The organism is Vibrio sp. V04_P4A5T148 (assembly GCF_963875605.1).
GTDB classification, from domain to species: domain Bacteria; phylum Pseudomonadota; class Gammaproteobacteria; order Enterobacterales; family Vibrionaceae; genus Vibrio; species Vibrio anguillarum.
In genome coordinates, this window is record NZ_CAWNMS010000016.1 from 33,860 (window position 1) to 49,286 (window position 15,427).

Annotated in this window: 15 protein-coding genes; 6 read left to right on the forward strand and 9 right to left on the reverse strand. The window is 44.3% G+C overall.

Annotation, left to right across the window (positions count from 1 at the left end):
• Window positions 1–5 precede the first annotated feature (5 nt).
• The 3 genes from pstC to AACT18_RS00745 all read right to left on the reverse strand — a co-directional run bounded on the left by pstC (window position 6) and on the right by AACT18_RS00745 (window position 3,156).
• Window positions 6–938, reverse strand: coding sequence for a phosphate ABC transporter permease subunit PstC (pstC, locus tag AACT18_RS00735; protein ID WP_094125629.1), 933 nt, complete (start codon window positions 936–938; stop codon window positions 6–8).
• A 211-nt stretch (window positions 939–1,149) separates the two neighbouring features.
• Window positions 1,150–1,971, reverse strand: a complete 822-nt coding sequence (locus tag AACT18_RS00740) for a phosphate ABC transporter substrate-binding protein (RefSeq protein ID WP_026027935.1) — start codon at window positions 1,969–1,971, stop codon at window positions 1,150–1,152.
• 282 nt (window positions 1,972–2,253) lie between these two features.
• A complete protein-coding gene (locus tag AACT18_RS00745; RefSeq protein WP_026027683.1) occupies window positions 2,254–3,156 on the reverse strand; it encodes a DMT family transporter in 903 nt (300 codons plus the stop codon).
• 97 nt (window positions 3,157–3,253) lie between these two features.
• On the opposite strand from AACT18_RS00745, the gene AACT18_RS00750 reads away from it, so the two are divergent.
• The 3 genes from AACT18_RS00750 (at window position 3,254) to AACT18_RS00760 (ending at window position 5,589) form a co-directional block, all read left to right on the forward strand.
• Window positions 3,254–4,714 carry an aminotransferase-like domain-containing protein gene (locus AACT18_RS00750; protein WP_094124859.1) on the forward strand — a complete coding sequence of 487 codons (1,461 nt, stop codon included), beginning with the start codon at window positions 3,254–3,256 and terminating at the stop codon, window positions 4,712–4,714.
• Window positions 4,715–4,804: 90 nt separating this feature from the next.
• On the forward strand, window positions 4,805–5,326 hold the full coding sequence (gene speG / locus AACT18_RS00755) for a spermidine N1-acetyltransferase (protein WP_013868118.1): 522 nt from the start codon (window positions 4,805–4,807) through the stop codon (window positions 5,324–5,326).
• A gap of 17 nt (window positions 5,327–5,343) precedes the next feature.
• Window positions 5,344–5,589, forward strand: a complete 246-nt coding sequence (locus tag AACT18_RS00760) for a Rho-binding antiterminator (RefSeq protein ID WP_017045964.1) — start codon at window positions 5,344–5,346, stop codon at window positions 5,587–5,589.
• Window positions 5,590–5,637: 48 nt separating this feature from the next.
• Here the strand turns inward: AACT18_RS00760 and AACT18_RS00765 are convergent, their stop codons facing one another.
• The 4 genes from AACT18_RS00765 to ompW all read right to left on the reverse strand — a co-directional run bounded on the left by AACT18_RS00765 (window position 5,638) and on the right by ompW (window position 9,302).
• Window positions 5,638–6,246 carry a 2OG-Fe(II) oxygenase gene (locus AACT18_RS00765; protein WP_029189973.1) on the reverse strand — a complete coding sequence of 203 codons (609 nt, stop codon included), beginning with the start codon at window positions 6,244–6,246 and terminating at the stop codon, window positions 5,638–5,640.
• A gap of 227 nt (window positions 6,247–6,473) precedes the next feature.
• Window positions 6,474–8,309, reverse strand: coding sequence for a zinc metalloprotease EmpA (empA, locus tag AACT18_RS00770; protein WP_094124860.1), 1,836 nt, complete (start codon window positions 8,307–8,309; stop codon window positions 6,474–6,476).
• A gap of 41 nt (window positions 8,310–8,350) precedes the next feature.
• Window positions 8,351–8,494 carry a hypothetical protein gene (locus tag AACT18_RS00775; RefSeq protein WP_017044236.1) on the reverse strand — a complete coding sequence of 48 codons (144 nt, stop codon included), beginning with the start codon at window positions 8,492–8,494 and terminating at the stop codon, window positions 8,351–8,353.
• A 163-nt stretch (window positions 8,495–8,657) separates the two neighbouring features.
• Window positions 8,658–9,302: an outer membrane protein OmpW gene (ompW, locus tag AACT18_RS00780; protein WP_047687768.1), complete on the reverse strand. Its 645-nt coding sequence runs from the start codon at window positions 9,300–9,302 to the stop codon at window positions 8,658–8,660.
• Between the two features lie 398 nt (window positions 9,303–9,700).
• Here ompW and AACT18_RS00785 point away from each other — a divergent pair, with 398 nt between their 5' ends.
• On the forward strand, window positions 9,701–10,105 hold the full coding sequence (locus AACT18_RS00785; RefSeq protein WP_094125091.1) for a cystatin domain-containing protein: 405 nt from the start codon (window positions 9,701–9,703) through the stop codon (window positions 10,103–10,105).
• A 93-nt stretch (window positions 10,106–10,198) separates the two neighbouring features.
• Here AACT18_RS00785 and AACT18_RS00790 read toward each other — a convergent pair whose 3' ends face one another.
• Window positions 10,199–11,374 carry a lytic polysaccharide monooxygenase gene (locus AACT18_RS00790; RefSeq protein WP_094125092.1) on the reverse strand — a complete coding sequence of 392 codons (1,176 nt, stop codon included), beginning with the start codon at window positions 11,372–11,374 and terminating at the stop codon, window positions 10,199–10,201.
• Window positions 11,375–11,867: 493 nt separating this feature from the next.
• Here AACT18_RS00790 and glpT point away from each other — a divergent pair, with 493 nt between their 5' ends.
• Both glpT and glpQ read left to right on the forward strand, forming a co-directional pair.
• Complete coding sequence (glpT, locus tag AACT18_RS00795; protein ID WP_026029046.1) at window positions 11,868–13,244, forward strand: glycerol-3-phosphate transporter; 1,377 nt, start codon at window positions 11,868–11,870, stop codon at window positions 13,242–13,244.
• 99 nt (window positions 13,245–13,343) lie between these two features.
• Window positions 13,344–14,405, forward strand: coding sequence for a glycerophosphodiester phosphodiesterase (glpQ, locus tag AACT18_RS00800; RefSeq protein ID WP_088733536.1), 1,062 nt, complete (start codon window positions 13,344–13,346; stop codon window positions 14,403–14,405).
• Window positions 14,406–14,468: 63 nt separating this feature from the next.
• Here the strand turns inward: glpQ and AACT18_RS00805 are convergent, their stop codons facing one another.
• On the reverse strand, window positions 14,469–15,353 hold the full coding sequence (locus AACT18_RS00805; RefSeq protein WP_094124838.1) for a LysR family transcriptional regulator: 885 nt from the start codon (window positions 15,351–15,353) through the stop codon (window positions 14,469–14,471).
• Window positions 15,354–15,427: the final 74 nt, after the last annotated feature.

Here is a 15,427-nt window from a genome sequence, read left to right on the forward strand (position 1 = left end):
CACTATTATCTCGCTCTCTCACGGTTTAAATAGAGCAATGTGGCATTCAAGATCATGATGAATGCCAATAGCACAACGCCTGTTGCATAAAGCGCACTGGCATGAACACCACTTGCGTAAGACATTTCAATCGCAATATTGGCTGTCAGCGTGCGTGCTGAGTCTAAAATACCTTCAGGCATCGCTGGCGCGTTGCCCATCACCATAATAATGGCCATGGTTTCACCGAGCGCACGCCCAATTCCTAAGATGACGCCGGTCATAATTCCGGAACGAGCTGCCGGTACAAGCAGTTTGAAGATGGTAAAAATACTGGATGCACCTAATGCCAAAGAACCTTCTTTGTACGCATGAGGGACGGCTCGAATAGAAGTTTCGGACACGGTAATCACCGTCGGTAAGATCATGACACCAAGCACAATAATGCCCGCGAGAATGGTATTGCCCGCAGGAACTTGGAAAATGTCCTGAATCAAAGGAACAATAATCACAAGACCAAAGAAACCATAGACCACGGAAGGAATACCAGCGAGCAATTCAACGGCTGGGTGAATGATATTCGCGACACGTTTTGGTGCGACTTCGGCAATAAAGATAGCGGTGAGTACGCCCACAGGCACACCAACGATAACCGCACCAAACGTTGAAACCACAGAAGCGACAATCATAGTTGCCACACCATACAGAGCTGGCGGCAACCAATCTTGTCCAAGGACGATACCCGAGATACCCACTTCTTGAAATGCGGGAATACTTTCGCGGAAAATGAAGTAGGCAATGATGGCAAGAGACACAATGCCAATAATGGCACTGGTAAGAAACAACCCGTGGAAAATGCGCTCTTTCCAGTCCACACGCTTTTTAGCACGAAGTGCACGTTTGGAAGCTTGCGTAGAAACGTTGTTCATAAGCTTTTCACTATTTGTTGCGATGGTCATAGTATCAATCTCACTATTCGATGGAATCGACGTGGATAGAAAAGGCTCAGCCCCAACGATGGGCTAAGCAAACTTTTAAAGTTATTTCCCCAAACAACTTGAAGTGGCGGCTAAACAGCAAGTCAGTGAATTCCCATCCACATGGATAAAGCATGTGTTTGGGCTGAACGAAACAACGTCGCTGCACCTTCAAGTCGAATGGGAGAGTCTATTAGTTCACTGCGATATAGTGATGTTCTGCAACGAGTTTTTGAGCTTCAGGCGTTAGCATCCAATCAAGGAACTGTTGCGTTTGAGCGGATGGTTGGCCTTTTTTGTACAGTACAAGGAAAGGACGAGCCACTTTGTATGAACCATTTTTCACGTTATCTACCGATGCATCAGTACCGTCTACCGCTAAGGCATGAACCGTGTTATCAACGGTGCCAAGAGAGATGTAACCGATGGAATAAGGGTTAGACGCAACCATAGTTTTCAAACTGCCGTTACCGTTAGCTACTTGAGCTCGTTGAGAGATAGCAGATACCGTCTTGTCTGAGATTTTTTTTGTCAGTTTCATAATCTCTTCGAATGCACCACGAGTCCCTGATGCGGTATCGCGAGTAATTGCAACGATAGGTTTGTCTTCACCACCGACATCTTTCCAATTCGTGATCTCGCCTCGGTAAACAGCAGAGACTTGTTCAGCACTCAACCCTTTTACTTTATTGCTTGGATGCACAACCACCGCTATACCATCAAGCGCGATCTTTTCTTCAACTAATGATGCTTCTTTTTCTGAGCTTTTTAGGCCACGTGAAGACATACCAATATCCGCACTGCCGTTCTTAGCGGCTTTAATACCGGCAGAAGAACCTGGGCCTTGAACCTCAATAAACACGTCCGCGTTTTTCTTCATATATGTTTCAGAGAAAACTTCCATCAATGGCGTTACGCTGCTAGAGCCAACAGCAGAAATGGTTTCTTTTGCAAAAACTGGGTTAACTGCCAATGCACCTAAAAGAGCGATTGCACCGATTACTGTCTTTTTCATCACAAATATCCTTAAGAGGCTTTATTGCCGTTGTGTATTGAACGAAACTCACTTTAGGACGCAAATATGACAGTTGTGTTTCACTTAGTTTAAAACTAGATGACACAGTAAAATATTTTAGGAAAACAGAGGAAGGGCAGCGCATTTTTGAGTGCATCGCTTAAGATCAATCTGAAAAAATTGGCAAAGTCATTAGGTGCCGCCGCGAGTCAGAAATTATCCATTTATTACCCGACCACCAGCAGAGCACCCCATTCTAAGTTCGATTTATAGGGGTGAATTTTATGAACGCTCAAATACCGGTTTCGCCAATTTTCTCAGCAGATTCGGCTTTTTCACCACCAGATAAACAGCCGTAACGGCAAGGCAGAAGCCCGCTACACCAAACCCATCCAATGATTCATCAAAAGCAAGCCATGCTTGAATGGCGGTAGTTGGCGGTACAAGATAAAACACTGAAGCCACACTTGAGGCCGCACCGTGTTCAACCATATACAACAGCAATAAAATAGAGACACATGACAGCACCACAACCAGCCATACCAGTGTCATGATAAAGGTCGGTGTCCATTGCACTTGCATGGTTTCAAAGCTCCAAGCCCAAGGTAAAAATAGGCATAACGCAGCCACATATTGCACGGTAGCGCTGCCAATCATATCCACACCTTGGCAAAATTTTTTCTGATATAAGGTGCCGAGCGTGATGCCGAGCAGAGATAACAAACACAAACTAATGGCAGGCCATTTGTGTACTTCCGATTGCCACTCAATGTTACCCATCAAAACGAGACTTATCCCAGAAAACCCAAGAGCTAACCCTAACCACTGCGCCAGATTAAAGCGCTCTGTACTCATAAAAACCAGCAGCAGCGCAGTCAAAATAGGTTGTGTCCCCACCAGCAGAGCACTTAAACCTGCTGGCATTCCCCAAGAAATCGCTTGGTAGGTTCCGCCCAAATAGCAACCATGGATCAACACACCCGTTATACAGGAATGCCACAAATGGCGACCACGTGGAATGCGCCTTTTGAGCAATAATAACAAACCAATAAAAAGCACCACGTTCGCCACCATGCGCAGCGTGAGCAGCGTGGCAGGTTCCGCATACATTAAGCCAAACCTTGCGCCAACGAAACCAGATGCCCATAGCACGACAAACAAGAACGGGATCATTCTTACAAACATCACAAAATTCCTAGCCACAATCGATTCTATGCTGCTACTTTATTTGGGTACAGTTATGCGCAAAAGGCACAGATTTGAATAATTTAGTGGGTACAGAATGAAAAGTAAGCTTAAAAACACGGATCCTAAATATACTGAACCTAAATATACTGAGGTAAAACGTCATCTTAAGCAGACCATCGACGATGGTTTATTCCACGCACACGATAAAATGCCTTCCATTCGCCAGCTATGCGAACAACTGTCTGTCAGCAAAAATACCGTTATTCGTGCTTATCAAGAGTTAGAAGCGATGAATATCGTCTACTCTCAGCCTCGTTCAGGCTATCGAGTCCAAGGTGCTGTAACCCCTTTGGAGATTCCGCTGCCACAACCCAATAGCATTGACCTGCTCTCTTTATCTAAATCAATTTTGGTTCAACCCACAGTGAAACATCACATGCCCGCAGGTTCAGCGCATCCTAATACGCAAAGCGCCGCGATTCGTAGTTTGTATGCAGAAATTGGCCGCCACAGCCGCCAGCAAACGCACATTCCTAGCCACTATCAACTACCGCCAGGTAATAGCCATTTAGTCAAACAACTGCTAAAAATATCGCAAGATTTGGGCCTACAAATCAAAGCACAAGAAATCGCCATTACGCATGGCGGTCAGCAGGCCATCAGCCTCGCATTTCGTGCATTAACCAAGCGCGAAGACATTGTGGCCGTTGAGTCACCTTGTTATTTTGGCACGCTGCTGTTGCTTGAATCATTAGGCTTAAAAGTGGTGGAGATCCCCAGCCATAGTGTCGAAGGCATCGACATCAGCGCCCTCGAACAAGCGCTATCTCAATGGCCGATTAAGGCAATTCTCGTCACGCCGAATTTTAACAACCCAACCGGTTCACAAATGCCTCTGGAAAAACGTAAACAGCTTTTGGCTGTCAGTGGTGATACACCAATTATTGAAGATGATGTGTTTGGTGGCCTGTATTTTCAAAAGCCGATACCTTGCTTGAAGATGCTGGATGGCAAAGGCCGCGTTATTTACATCAATTCGCTCTCCAAAACCTTGGATTCACGGCTGAGGATCGGTTGGATCATCGCTGGAAAGTATCAAGCGCAAATAGAAAAGATATTGCTCAGCGAGAATATGGGCAGCTTGAATTTAATCCAATCAGCCGTAGCGGAATTTCTCGAAAGTGGTAAGTACCGTCAACATCTAGCCAAAATGCGCCGTACTTACCAACTGAACCAGCAGCGCTTTGCCAAATTGCTCACCACCTCGCTCAATCACTACCCGTCGCTGCAAGGGCAGTTTCAATTAAGCCGACCTGAAGGTTCATTTTTATGCTGGCTGACACTTCCGCCATTCATCGATAGTTTTGAGCTTTATCAACGTGGCCTGCAAAACAAAATCAGCCTCCTGCCGGGGCATCTTTTTGCAACACAGGGGCAATTCCAACACTGTATCCGTTTCAGTGTAGCGAACTTTGAAGACAACATGGCATGGCAGGAAAGCATCAACAAACTGACCGAACTGATTCATCTCGCGGCATCAGATCACAAGACGTAAGCATACGCATTTTAAAAAATTGCTGACTAACCACTTGTATTGCAACAAAGTCGGCATAAGATGAATGCCTTAGTTCAATGAAGGTTTGCTATGAATAATCAATTATCATTAAGAGCGTTAGAGCGCGGTGACTTACGCTTTATCCATGATCTCAATAACAACCGCAACATTATGTCTTACTGGTTTGAAGAGCCTTATGAATCTTTTGATGAGCTGGAAGAGCTGTACAACAAGCACATTCACGATAATGCCGAGCGTCGGTTTGTGGTTGAGAACCGAGATAAGGAACTGATCGGTCTCGTTGAATTAATTGAAATTGATTACATTCACCGCAGTGGCGAGTTTCAGATCATCATCACGCCAGAGCACCAAGGAAAAGGGTTTGCACAAACCTTGATCAACAAAGCCTTAGACTACTCTTTCACCATTTTGAACCTACACAAAATCTACCTGCATGTGTCGACGGAAAACGAAAAAGCCATCCATTTATACCAAAAAGCCGGCTTTGTTGAAGAAGGGCACTTAGTTGAAGAATTCTTCATTAATGGCCAATATCGTGACGTAAAGCGCATGTACATTTTGCAAAACGCGTATCTTAATAAGCCCGCGTAACGTCATAGGAGTGAATAATGGTCACTTGCAGTCAATATGATTACATTGAGCTCGCGTGTTTGTTTCATTTGCCCGTCAAGCTCACCTTAAAAAATGGTCTTACCTATTCAGGTACCGCGATGGACACTCTGCGCAATGAACACCAACAAGAGTGCATTGTGTTGAAAAATGAGCAAAGTGAACACTTAATTGAAACCAATGCCTTATTGATGATGGAGGCATTAAGCTCACATCCTCATTTTACCCTGATCAAATTTGACTGATAAAAGAGCGTGGCAGCACAAAAGCCACGCTGACTTATTAGCTTTGCGTTAACTGGCAATATCGAGCTTGTTGCCTGTCACGCCATTAATGCGAAACCACCCAGCGATGCTGAAACGCTCAGCATTGGTAGGTTGTACTTCATGCGGAAAACGTTCGGATAAAAAGACCAGTAAACGCCCCGCTATCGGCGCAACCGTCGCGAGATACTGATCTTCAACATCGTAAATAACCAACTCACCTGCATCAGCACCACACCACCGATCATTCATATAAAATACCGTCGTCAGTTTGCGGCTGGCGTTGCCTGTAAAGGCGTCGAGGTGTTTTTGGTAGAATGCTCCTATTTCATATTTGGCAAAATGAGCTTCGTATTCAAATAGCCCAAGAAAAAAGTGGCGGTTAACCTCTTGCCGAATTTGCTCCATACGTTGCAAATAGTCTTGCACAGGCAGGCCCATGCTGTTTTCAATCCACTGGATTTTATCGTTGCGTATTTCAACCTCTAATTGCAAGGCATCGTGCCTGCCAATTCGCGCCACTTGTAACTGCGGTGGCGTACACGCTCGTAGGTTTTTGGTTTGCTCTGGTGTTAAAAAGTCATCCCATATGTACCAACCTTGATCGGCAATTGCGTCCATCAATTTATCTAACGACATTTTCACACTACATATAACAAAAGTGCTGTGGTTATATCGATAGCAAGCCATAACAACAAATCGGTGTTTCGATGCTTAAGACAAGGCGAATTTGTGGAGGTGGAGAAGCTGGCAAGAAAAGACTAGAAACAAACACCGTGGTTGTTGAACAACCTATCGTTGAATACCCTCCTACATAACAAAGGGGCACCGACTCGTGCCCCTTTAAATTTAATCAATAAAGATGATTAATCCAGTCTTAACGTTACACCACTGTAGTTACTATAGCCTTTGAGCATCACATGATAGGTGGTTCCTGGTGTTGCAGAAATTGTGCACTGTTCATTGTTGCCCGATTTGTAAGGGCGACAATCCCACGAAGAAGTGGTTGGTTTGCTGCCGGCTTTGACATACAAATCAGCATCACCTGAGCCCAAACTAATCGAAACTTTAGCGCTGGTTGAGCTTGCGACCGTAAAGGTATAGAAGGCTTCGGAGCTTCGCGTACCTTGTAACCCTATTACTGGTTTGCCTTTTTCTAGCACATTCTCCGTTGGAGGCACTACGCCACAGCTAGCATTTACGCCCACTTGGTTAAAGGCATCAACCACATCCGCTTTGTTATAACCTAAGTCTTGTGCCGCTTTTGCGACGCCACATCCACCTTGGTCAAAGGTACTGTTTGCTGTCCAATATAACTGGTTAGCGACGGTGAACACTTCAAAACCTTTACGAACCGACCAATTGGCTTTGTTGGCTAGCAAATAATACGCGCGATTAAACACACCACTTGAATAGTGAACATTTAATCCATTGTAGTATTGAGAAGCGTGATCGATAGAACGGCCATCTTTTGACGGTTGATCAAAATAACGTAAGCCACCGGAAGATTTGAAAATGTCGCTCCCGACCACCCAGTCAACGCTGCCTTTCATATAAAATTCAGCCGCTTCCCCAGCAATATCAGAGAACGCTTCATTGATACCACCAGACATATTTTGGTAAACAAGCCCTGAGTTCTGCTCGGTAAAGCCGTGGCTCACTTCATGCGCGCTGACGTTGATATCCACTAATGGATAAAATGTATTTTGGCCATCACCAAAGGTCATGGACGATCCGTTCCAGAAGGCGTTTTCATAGTTGCTGTCATAATGCACACGCATAGTTAGCTGGAAGGTTAATGGAGTGGTGTTCATCCAGTCTTTGTACATATCGAACACCACTTTACCAAAGTAGTGTGCGTCATTAAGCGGTGAATAAGCGCCATTAATCGCTTTGTAATCGTTGTAATTACTCGCGTCGGTACATGAATAGCTGAACGTTGAACCACCCGATGTCGCATGCTTCATATCCACGGTTTTTACAGCGCTATTCATCATGCTGCAGGTGTTGCCTACTTTATTTATCACTAACCCTGGGAAATCTGTTCCGTACTGATAAAAACCTGTCTTCTGATTTCCACCAGGTCCAGTACCCGTCGCCTCTGCATGGTTTAACCCTTCCCAAGTTTGTAATACGTCACCAGAATTCGCATCAATAAAGAAAAATGGCCGTGCAGGCTCATTGGTTGCAACAAAGAAGTCGACTAAATAAACCATTTGAGCCATTTGGTTTTCGTCCAAACGCACCATCAATTGAGCACGCTCGTTTTCTGTAACAAGATCCGCACTCGTTAGTGATGGGTTTTGTTGTTGGTAATGCGTAAGTGCAATACTAACCGCTTGCTTTTGTTCAACTTGTGGTGAAGTACTTACCACATCAGAATCAATTTGCTGCGCCATCATGCCGTAAACTTGGCCGATACCTTTCTCAGTTTGCGTTGCTACGACTGACGTATTAAAGACCGGTAAACCATGATACATCTGCTGGTAACGAACTTTGACTTTACCATTAGGTAGAGTGACGCTTTTTACCACCTGAAAGCCATTTTGTGTTGGCACAATACTGCGAGCCTGCATGGATAAAGCTTGTTCTAGTAGACTTGGATCATCAACCTGCACCATTTTCGCGGCTGATACTGGTAGTGCTGCGCTGATAGAGGCTGCGAGGAATAGCCACTTCATTTGACGTTGTACTTTTTTCATTTCTCAATCCTAGAGAGTTATTATTAGCATCCGCTGACGACTTACATCCAATCAACCACCAGCGACGTGACTGCGAATGATTCGCTCATTGAAAATGGATCAAGAAAACCAACCTCGCCAGTAGCACGGAAAAATAGTGTAAAACGAGCGTCAAATAAAATGGTCACAAAAAAGACAATAGCCAAAATAACTCGAAGAATTCTTATAATAATTAAATTTAATATCAACAAGATAAACATAAATGATAATTATATGTACATTTAATAGTGCACATAACTATCAATATAATTTTTGCTTGAAATTGAAAAAGGCAGCGCTCGCTGCCTTCTATTAATCACCTTGCTACCACTAAAACTTATAACCAGCGCCTATCATAAATACCCAAGGATCAATGGTCACATCGGTTTTTTGCTCAATGCCGCCAAACTTATAAGTCGCTTCAGTTTCAATATCGGCATACCAAACTGACGCATTCAAAAACCACTGTTCGTTGAGCATATAATCAAAACCAGCATTGGCCGCTAAACCCCAAGAATCTTTGAGTTTGAGATCCGTTAAGGTTGCACCACTTCCCGTACTGTTAAAACCTTCATCGAAGAACATGGTGTAGTTAATGCCCGCTCCAACATAAGGACGGAATTTCGATGACGCTTCACCAAAGTAGTATTGCAACATAAAAGTTGGCGGTAGATGTTTTGTTTCAGCAATGTCACCTAAGTTCAAAAGATTGGTTGAAATAGTATGGCTAAAAGGTGTAGCCGCTAACACTTCAAAGCTAATATTGTCGGTGATCATATAGCCTATTGTTAAGCCAAGCTGAACGTTTGAGTCCACAGCAAGCTCTTCATTTGAGCCTAAAATACCATCGCTGCTATCATTGGGCACCACAGCGGCAAGACCGGCACGCACAATAAAGTCACCTTCTTTGTGGGCAAAAACATTCGTAGAAACAAGAGCAGAAAGCACGGCAAGGCCGCAAAGTGTTTTTTTCATTGTGATTTCCTTTTTGTAGGGCGGGGTAATAGTTTTTATTTGCGCGCACAGTAGCACATAAAAACCACACTTTTTTGATGGAAATCAATTTGTAAAATTTATCGCCGATCAGCTTACAACTCTGCAACCTTGATCACTTTTCTAGGCATAAAAACACACAGTCATGTAATGCGTTTTTTATGTGCATCACACCTAGCCTAACGTTGAAATGGCTTTGTTATTTATGGTTAAAAACTGACAATATTGGTAAGAAATAGTAATAGCGTTTTATTGTCAGAAAATATCATCATAATTTATCACGCACCTAACAGAGCTTGACGGACTCCTCACACCACAATTGTTAATATGAACTCCTCAGATTAACCCTTTCTGCTTTTCTAAAAACAAAGGACAACTCAATGAAACGATTTCTTTTACCTCTATTTGGTTTGCTCGCGTTAGCGGGGTGTGATCAACAAACGCAAACAGAAAGTGCTAAGGCTCTAGAGCCCACCGCCGTGGTGGCGGAAACAGATGCCGTACCGTCACCCATCTGTGCAAGCGAGTTGATGCCGGGAGGTTGGCAAGCGACAGAAATTACCGACGAAGCTAAAGAAGCGTTGAAGAGCGCTTTAGCACAAATGGAGAGCAATGCACAATTAAAAGACATTATCGATGTCCGCTCACAAGTGGTTAACGGGGTGAATTATGCCATTGAGTTTGAAATGGATGATGGCAGCATTTGGAATGCGATAATCTATCGCAGTTTAGAAGGTGATTACTTGTTAACCCAACCAGCAAAACAAGGCAAATTGTGTGAATAACCTCATCTCATAAGCCATGATTAAACCAGAGAGTTAAAGAGTAAAAAGAGGCCATGGCCTCTTTTTACTACTCGATACTATAGCTATTTAATACTATCGCCATACACCCCATTCACCCGTAGTTCCGGGCTCTTCATTTTTTGTCCACCACTGCGCGGTCCAAGTTTGCTGATTGTGCATAACGACATCACCGGACGTATAAATTTTAGTCGCATTCCAAGCATTATCGGGAACAGGTGGCTGTGGCGTTTCCTCTTTTAGCAAAGAAAGCTGATAACTGTAAGTCGCGTTTGGAGCAAACACACGGTTAGCATACACATTCTGGCTATCGTACATATAGTGATTCATTTCTTGGTGCCAAATACCAATAAACCACTCCCCTTTTTTTACTTGGTTAAACTGACCTGCCATTTCCGCTGGCCACGTTGCTGTATTATTGGCTGAAATCGCTAAGCTGATATCGGTCGTTTCATTGCCATTGGCATCGAAGGTACGCAAACGAACCGTATCGCCAGATTCAACAGGACCAAAACCTTGTGAAAGATAACCACCAAGATCGCTGAGATTCTGCGCAGGTTCTGATGGGTCTGTCGGATCCGTTGGGTTTGATCCACCACCGCTAAAACTAATATCACTGCAGTTATAAAAACCTTCGCCCGCGGCATCAATACGTTGCCAGCGAGTATAAAGCACAGCATCACCACTTCTATCGGCGGGCAGGGTAATCTTGATGCGATATTTTTTATCCGTCCCCACGGTGATATTACCTTTGGTATCAATAAGATCCAGATCATCCCAAGTTAATGGGGCCTCACCGGTATAAGTCGGTTTAGAGAGATAAAACTCCCAATAAGAGGGGTTATGTGGCGCGGTAGCATTAAAGACTAATTCGATTTGTTGATTAGCGTCTAAATTCACGGCCGTTTTTTGCCAATGAGGTGAAGCAACATCTAACCCTGCTTTCGCGTTGCTACCTGCGGAGCACAACAAGCCGTCGCGAACAACAGCTTGAACATGAGCCATGTCACGATAATTTGCCACATTGGCCGCCACTTCATTGCGTTGTACAAAAGGATAAGCTCCAGACTGATCAAAAGCCGCTTGGCATGCTGCATTAGGGATCGTATTACTCCAGAAACCACCATCTAGGTAACAGGTATTTTGCCGCGCGCTCGGAAATTCAACCCAACCATGAGCTTGTGCATGAGCAGAAAGCAATCCGCTCAATGAAAGCAAACCCAATACACTGACTTTATTAAAATTATTCATCATTCTTCCTTTTGTATTATTAGCATCAATGCCACAGAACGACACTCTGTAACACATGAATTGCCAATCAAAGCTAGCAAGAATTATCAATAGACAGTGTCAAATCTGGGTATGAATACTGGACTATTTGCTTATTTTGCCACTCTCTTTCCAATCAAAAAGGATATGAATCATTGAACTCACAGTGAGTTTCGAGTGACTTCATGGTTTAACAATTTTTGCCAACTTTCCTTATCTGCGATTTAATTGACGACAAAACAACCAAAAACAAACATCTCGCGAACAAAAGTGAAAACGATTACATCTCAATTTAATGGCACTAACCATGAAAAAATGAAAACTAATCATTTGTTTTTATGCGTAAATTAATTCCCTTGTAACATTTGTCACAGAAATACATTTAGTTGCACACGACAATGCCGTTCTCTTTCGAATGAAACATTTTTTATCGTTCGAGCTTTAGAACCATCGCACTACATTAATGAGGTCAACTATGTTTGGTATCTTTAAACCCCAAGCGCATATCGAGAGGCTCGCTACTGAGCGGCTCGATAGCACTTATAGCCGCTTGCGCTGGCAGTTATTCATCAGTATTTTCTTCGGCTACGCAGGCTACTACCTTGTTCGTAAGAACTTTAGTTTGGCGATGCCTTATTTGATTGACCAAGGTTTTAGCCGTGGTGATCTCGGGGTAGCTCTTGCCGCCGTATCGATTGCTTATGGCTTATCTAAATTCTTAATGGGGAGCGTTTCTGACCGCTCTAACCCGCGCTACTTCTTAAGTGCAGGCCTTTTAATGTCTGCGTTAGTGATGTTCTGTTTCGGTTTTATGCCGTGGGCAACAGGCAGTATTACTGCGATGTTTATTTTGCTGTTCTTAAACGGTTGGTTCCAAGGTATGGGCTGGCCTGCTTGTGGCCGTACCATGGTTCACTGGTGGTCACGTAAAGAACGTGGGGAAATTGTTTCTGTATGGAACGTAGCCCACAACGTCGGCGGTGGCTTAATTGGTCCCCTTTTCTTGTTTGGTCTTTGGGCATTTAACGATGACTGGCGCGCCGCATTTTACGTTCCTGCCTTTTTTGCGACCTTAGTTGCCATTTTCATTTGGATGACGCTGCGCGATACGCCGCAATCTTGTGGTTTACCACCGATTGAAGAGTATAAAGATGACTACCCAGACGACTACGATAAATCTCATGAGAATGAGATGACCGCGAAGGAAATCTTCTTTAAGTACGTTTTCTCTAACAAATTGTTGTGGTCTATCGCTATTGCCAACGCTTTTGTATATCTCATTCGTTATGGCGTATTGGACTGGGCTCCTGTTTATTTGAAAGAAGCTAAAGAGTTCACCGTTGATAAATCTTCTTGGGCGTACTTCTTGTATGAGTGGGCAGGTATTCCGGGAACGCTATTGTGTGGTTGGATATCCGACAAAGTATTCAAAGGTCGTCGTGCTCCTGCGGGCATCTTATTCATGGTTCTTGTTACCTTTGCGGTACTCATTTACTGGTTTAACCCTGCCGGTAACCCAGGTATCGACATGGCGGCTCTTGTTGCGATTGGTTTCTTAATTTATGGCCCAGTAATGCTGATTGGTTTATACGCACTGGAACTGGCTCCGAAAAAAGCAGCAGGTACCGCAGCAGGTTTAACAGGTTTGTTTGGTTATCTCGGCGGCGCAGTAGCGGCAAATGCAGTATTGGGTTACACCGTTGACCACTTTGGTTGGGATGGCGGCTTTATGATCCTAGTCGCTTCGTGCGGTATTTCTATCCTTTGTCTGCTGTATGCCTACATTGGCGAGCGTGCTCACCATAAAGAAAAAGACAGACTTGCGGAAGAAAAAGCGTCAACGCCATCATAAATCTGACACCTAAATGTGTTGAATTTGCGTTACGCACTGTTCACTTTGAATCAAAACTCTCCCCCTGCAACGTCAGGGGGAATTTTTAAGGATAACAATATGAAACTGACACTACTCGCACTTTCCATGGCTACTTTAGCTAGCTCGGCGTGGGTTCAAGCAGAACCATTGGTGATAGCGCATCGCGGCGCTTCCGGTTATCTGCCTGAACATACCCTTGAAGCCAAAGCGCTTGCTTACGGCATGAAGCCTGATTTTATTGAACAAGATGTCGTGATGACCAAGGATGACCAATTGGTGGTTCTACACGATCACTACCTTGACCGCGTCACTGACGTTGCAGAGCGTTTCCCTGACCGCGCACGTGGTGATGGCCGCTACTATGCCATCGATTTTACGCTGGCAGAGATCAAAAGCCTGCGCGTAACTGAAGGTTTTAATATCGATGACAAAGGCAATAAAACCGCTGGTTTCCCCAACCGTTTCCCTCTTTGGAAATCAGACTTCACCGTCCCAACCTTAGCGGAAGAGATCGAGCTGATCCAAGGGCTGAACAAAACGCTCGGTTACGATATTGGTATTTATCCAGAAATCAAAGCGCCTTGGTTCCACCGCCATGAAGGTAAAGACATCAGTAAAGCGGTACTGAAAATGTTGAAGGAATATGGTTACGACAGTCAAGAGTCAAACGTTTACTTGCAATGTTTTGATCCTATCGAGCTAAAACGCATTAATGATGAACTGCTTCCAGCAATGAACATGGACCTCAAACTGGTTCAATTGATGGCCTACACCGATTGGAATGAGACCATGATCTATGATGGCGACCAAGCACAGCCATACAGCTATGATTGGATGTTCGAAGCAAACGGCATGAAGCAAGTCGCCACCTACGCCGATGGCATTGGCCCGTGGAAACCTATGTTGGTTGACGATGCTTCAACCAAAGAAAACATCATCATCAAGCCATTGATGAAAGCCGCTAAAACCGCAGGGTTAATCGTTCACCCTTATACCTTCCGCGCAGAACCCGATCGTATTGCACCTTATGCCGACAGCTTTGATGGGATGCTCGATGTGTTCTACAACACTGTCAAAGTGGATGGTTTATTTACGGACTATCCCGATAAAGCAGTGGAGTTTTTGCATTCAACTCGCTAAGTAAGCGTGATTAACCTTACCACTTTGGCACGCTTCATCCCCAGTATCATCATGCTGGGGATGTTATTTTTGGTGACTTAATGCCTTTACCACCTTAAGCACATGCTTATTTAAGTTACTGGCTTCCCAAAGCACCGCAATTTGGCTGTTAAAAGGCATCTCCTCGATGGGAGTGATCACGGCAGAATCATCGATATGTTCAGCCAGTGATTGGGGCACAACAGCTACGCCAAATCCTGCTTGAGCCATTGCAACCATAGACCTCAACTGTGGAGCCGAAAAACGTTGATCGACACGGATGCCCACATCGTCAAACAGCGCTTTCATACCATCATGCAATGCTGGCCCCGTTTCACGAGGAAACAACAAAACGTACTCATTTTTTAACTGAGCTAAAGTAAGGCGATCTTTTTCAGCCAAGGGATGCCCTAAAGGGATCACCGCGACAAAAGGCTCTTCAAATAAAACCACCCGCTTTAAAGACTCACTGGCATAACAAGGTAAACGCACCAATGCTATATCCAACTGCTTAGCTTTCAACTGCTCAACCAACTCTGGCATCGCTTGCTCAACCGCGGTGAGATTCACGTTTGAAAAACTGTCCCTTATCTCCCGCACTCGGGATAATATTTGGGTATTCATCGCAACCGAAGTCGCAAAGCCCATCCGCACTTCATTTTTTTCTCCACGCGCCAGCTGTTTTACTTTCGCCTTCGCTCGATCCACATCATTTAAGATGGTGACCGCATCGACATAAAACATTTGCCCAGCCTCGGTCAGCTCTACCCCACGTGGTAACCGCTTGAATAACAGCGTATCGAGCTCATGCTCCAATTTCTTTATCTGCTGACTCAACGGTGGTTGAGCAATACCTAACACTTCAGCCGCTCGTGTGAAATGGCGAGTTTGTGCCACCGCCACAAAATACTTGAGATAGCGAAACTCCATATCTTTTCCATATAGAAATAAATCTTATTTATATTGGATTTAGCCACGTGGAGAAGTCAATCTAAATATACACT

Coding starts and splice junctions, on each gene's coding strand:
- pstC (WP_094125629.1), bottom strand. CDS start 938: ATGACCATCGCAACAAATAGTGAAAAGCTTATGAACAACGTTTCTACG.
- AACT18_RS00740 (WP_026027935.1), bottom strand. CDS start 1,971: ATGAAAAAGACAGTAATCGGTGCAATCGCTCTTTTAGGTGCATTGGCA.
- AACT18_RS00745 (WP_026027683.1), bottom strand. CDS start 3,156: ATGTTTGTAAGAATGATCCCGTTCTTGTTTGTCGTGCTATGGGCATCT.
- AACT18_RS00750 (WP_094124859.1), top strand. CDS start 3,254: ATGAAAAGTAAGCTTAAAAACACGGATCCTAAATATACTGAACCTAAA.
- speG (WP_013868118.1), top strand. CDS start 4,805: ATGAATAATCAATTATCATTAAGAGCGTTAGAGCGCGGTGACTTACGC.
- AACT18_RS00760 (WP_017045964.1), top strand. CDS start 5,344: ATGGTCACTTGCAGTCAATATGATTACATTGAGCTCGCGTGTTTGTTT.
- AACT18_RS00765 (WP_029189973.1), bottom strand. CDS start 6,246: ATGTCGTTAGATAAATTGATGGACGCAATTGCCGATCAAGGTTGGTAC.
- empA (WP_094124860.1), bottom strand. CDS start 8,309: ATGAAAAAAGTACAACGTCAAATGAAGTGGCTATTCCTCGCAGCCTCT.
- ompW (WP_047687768.1), bottom strand. CDS start 9,302: ATGAAAAAAACACTTTGCGGCCTTGCCGTGCTTTCTGCTCTTGTTTCT.
- AACT18_RS00785 (WP_094125091.1), top strand. CDS start 9,701: ATGAAACGATTTCTTTTACCTCTATTTGGTTTGCTCGCGTTAGCGGGG.
- AACT18_RS00790 (WP_094125092.1), bottom strand. CDS start 11,374: ATGAATAATTTTAATAAAGTCAGTGTATTGGGTTTGCTTTCATTGAGC.
- glpT (WP_026029046.1), top strand. CDS start 11,868: ATGTTTGGTATCTTTAAACCCCAAGCGCATATCGAGAGGCTCGCTACT.
- glpQ (WP_088733536.1), top strand. CDS start 13,344: ATGAAACTGACACTACTCGCACTTTCCATGGCTACTTTAGCTAGCTCG.
- AACT18_RS00805 (WP_094124838.1), bottom strand. CDS start 15,353: ATGGAGTTTCGCTATCTCAAGTATTTTGTGGCGGTGGCACAAACTCGC.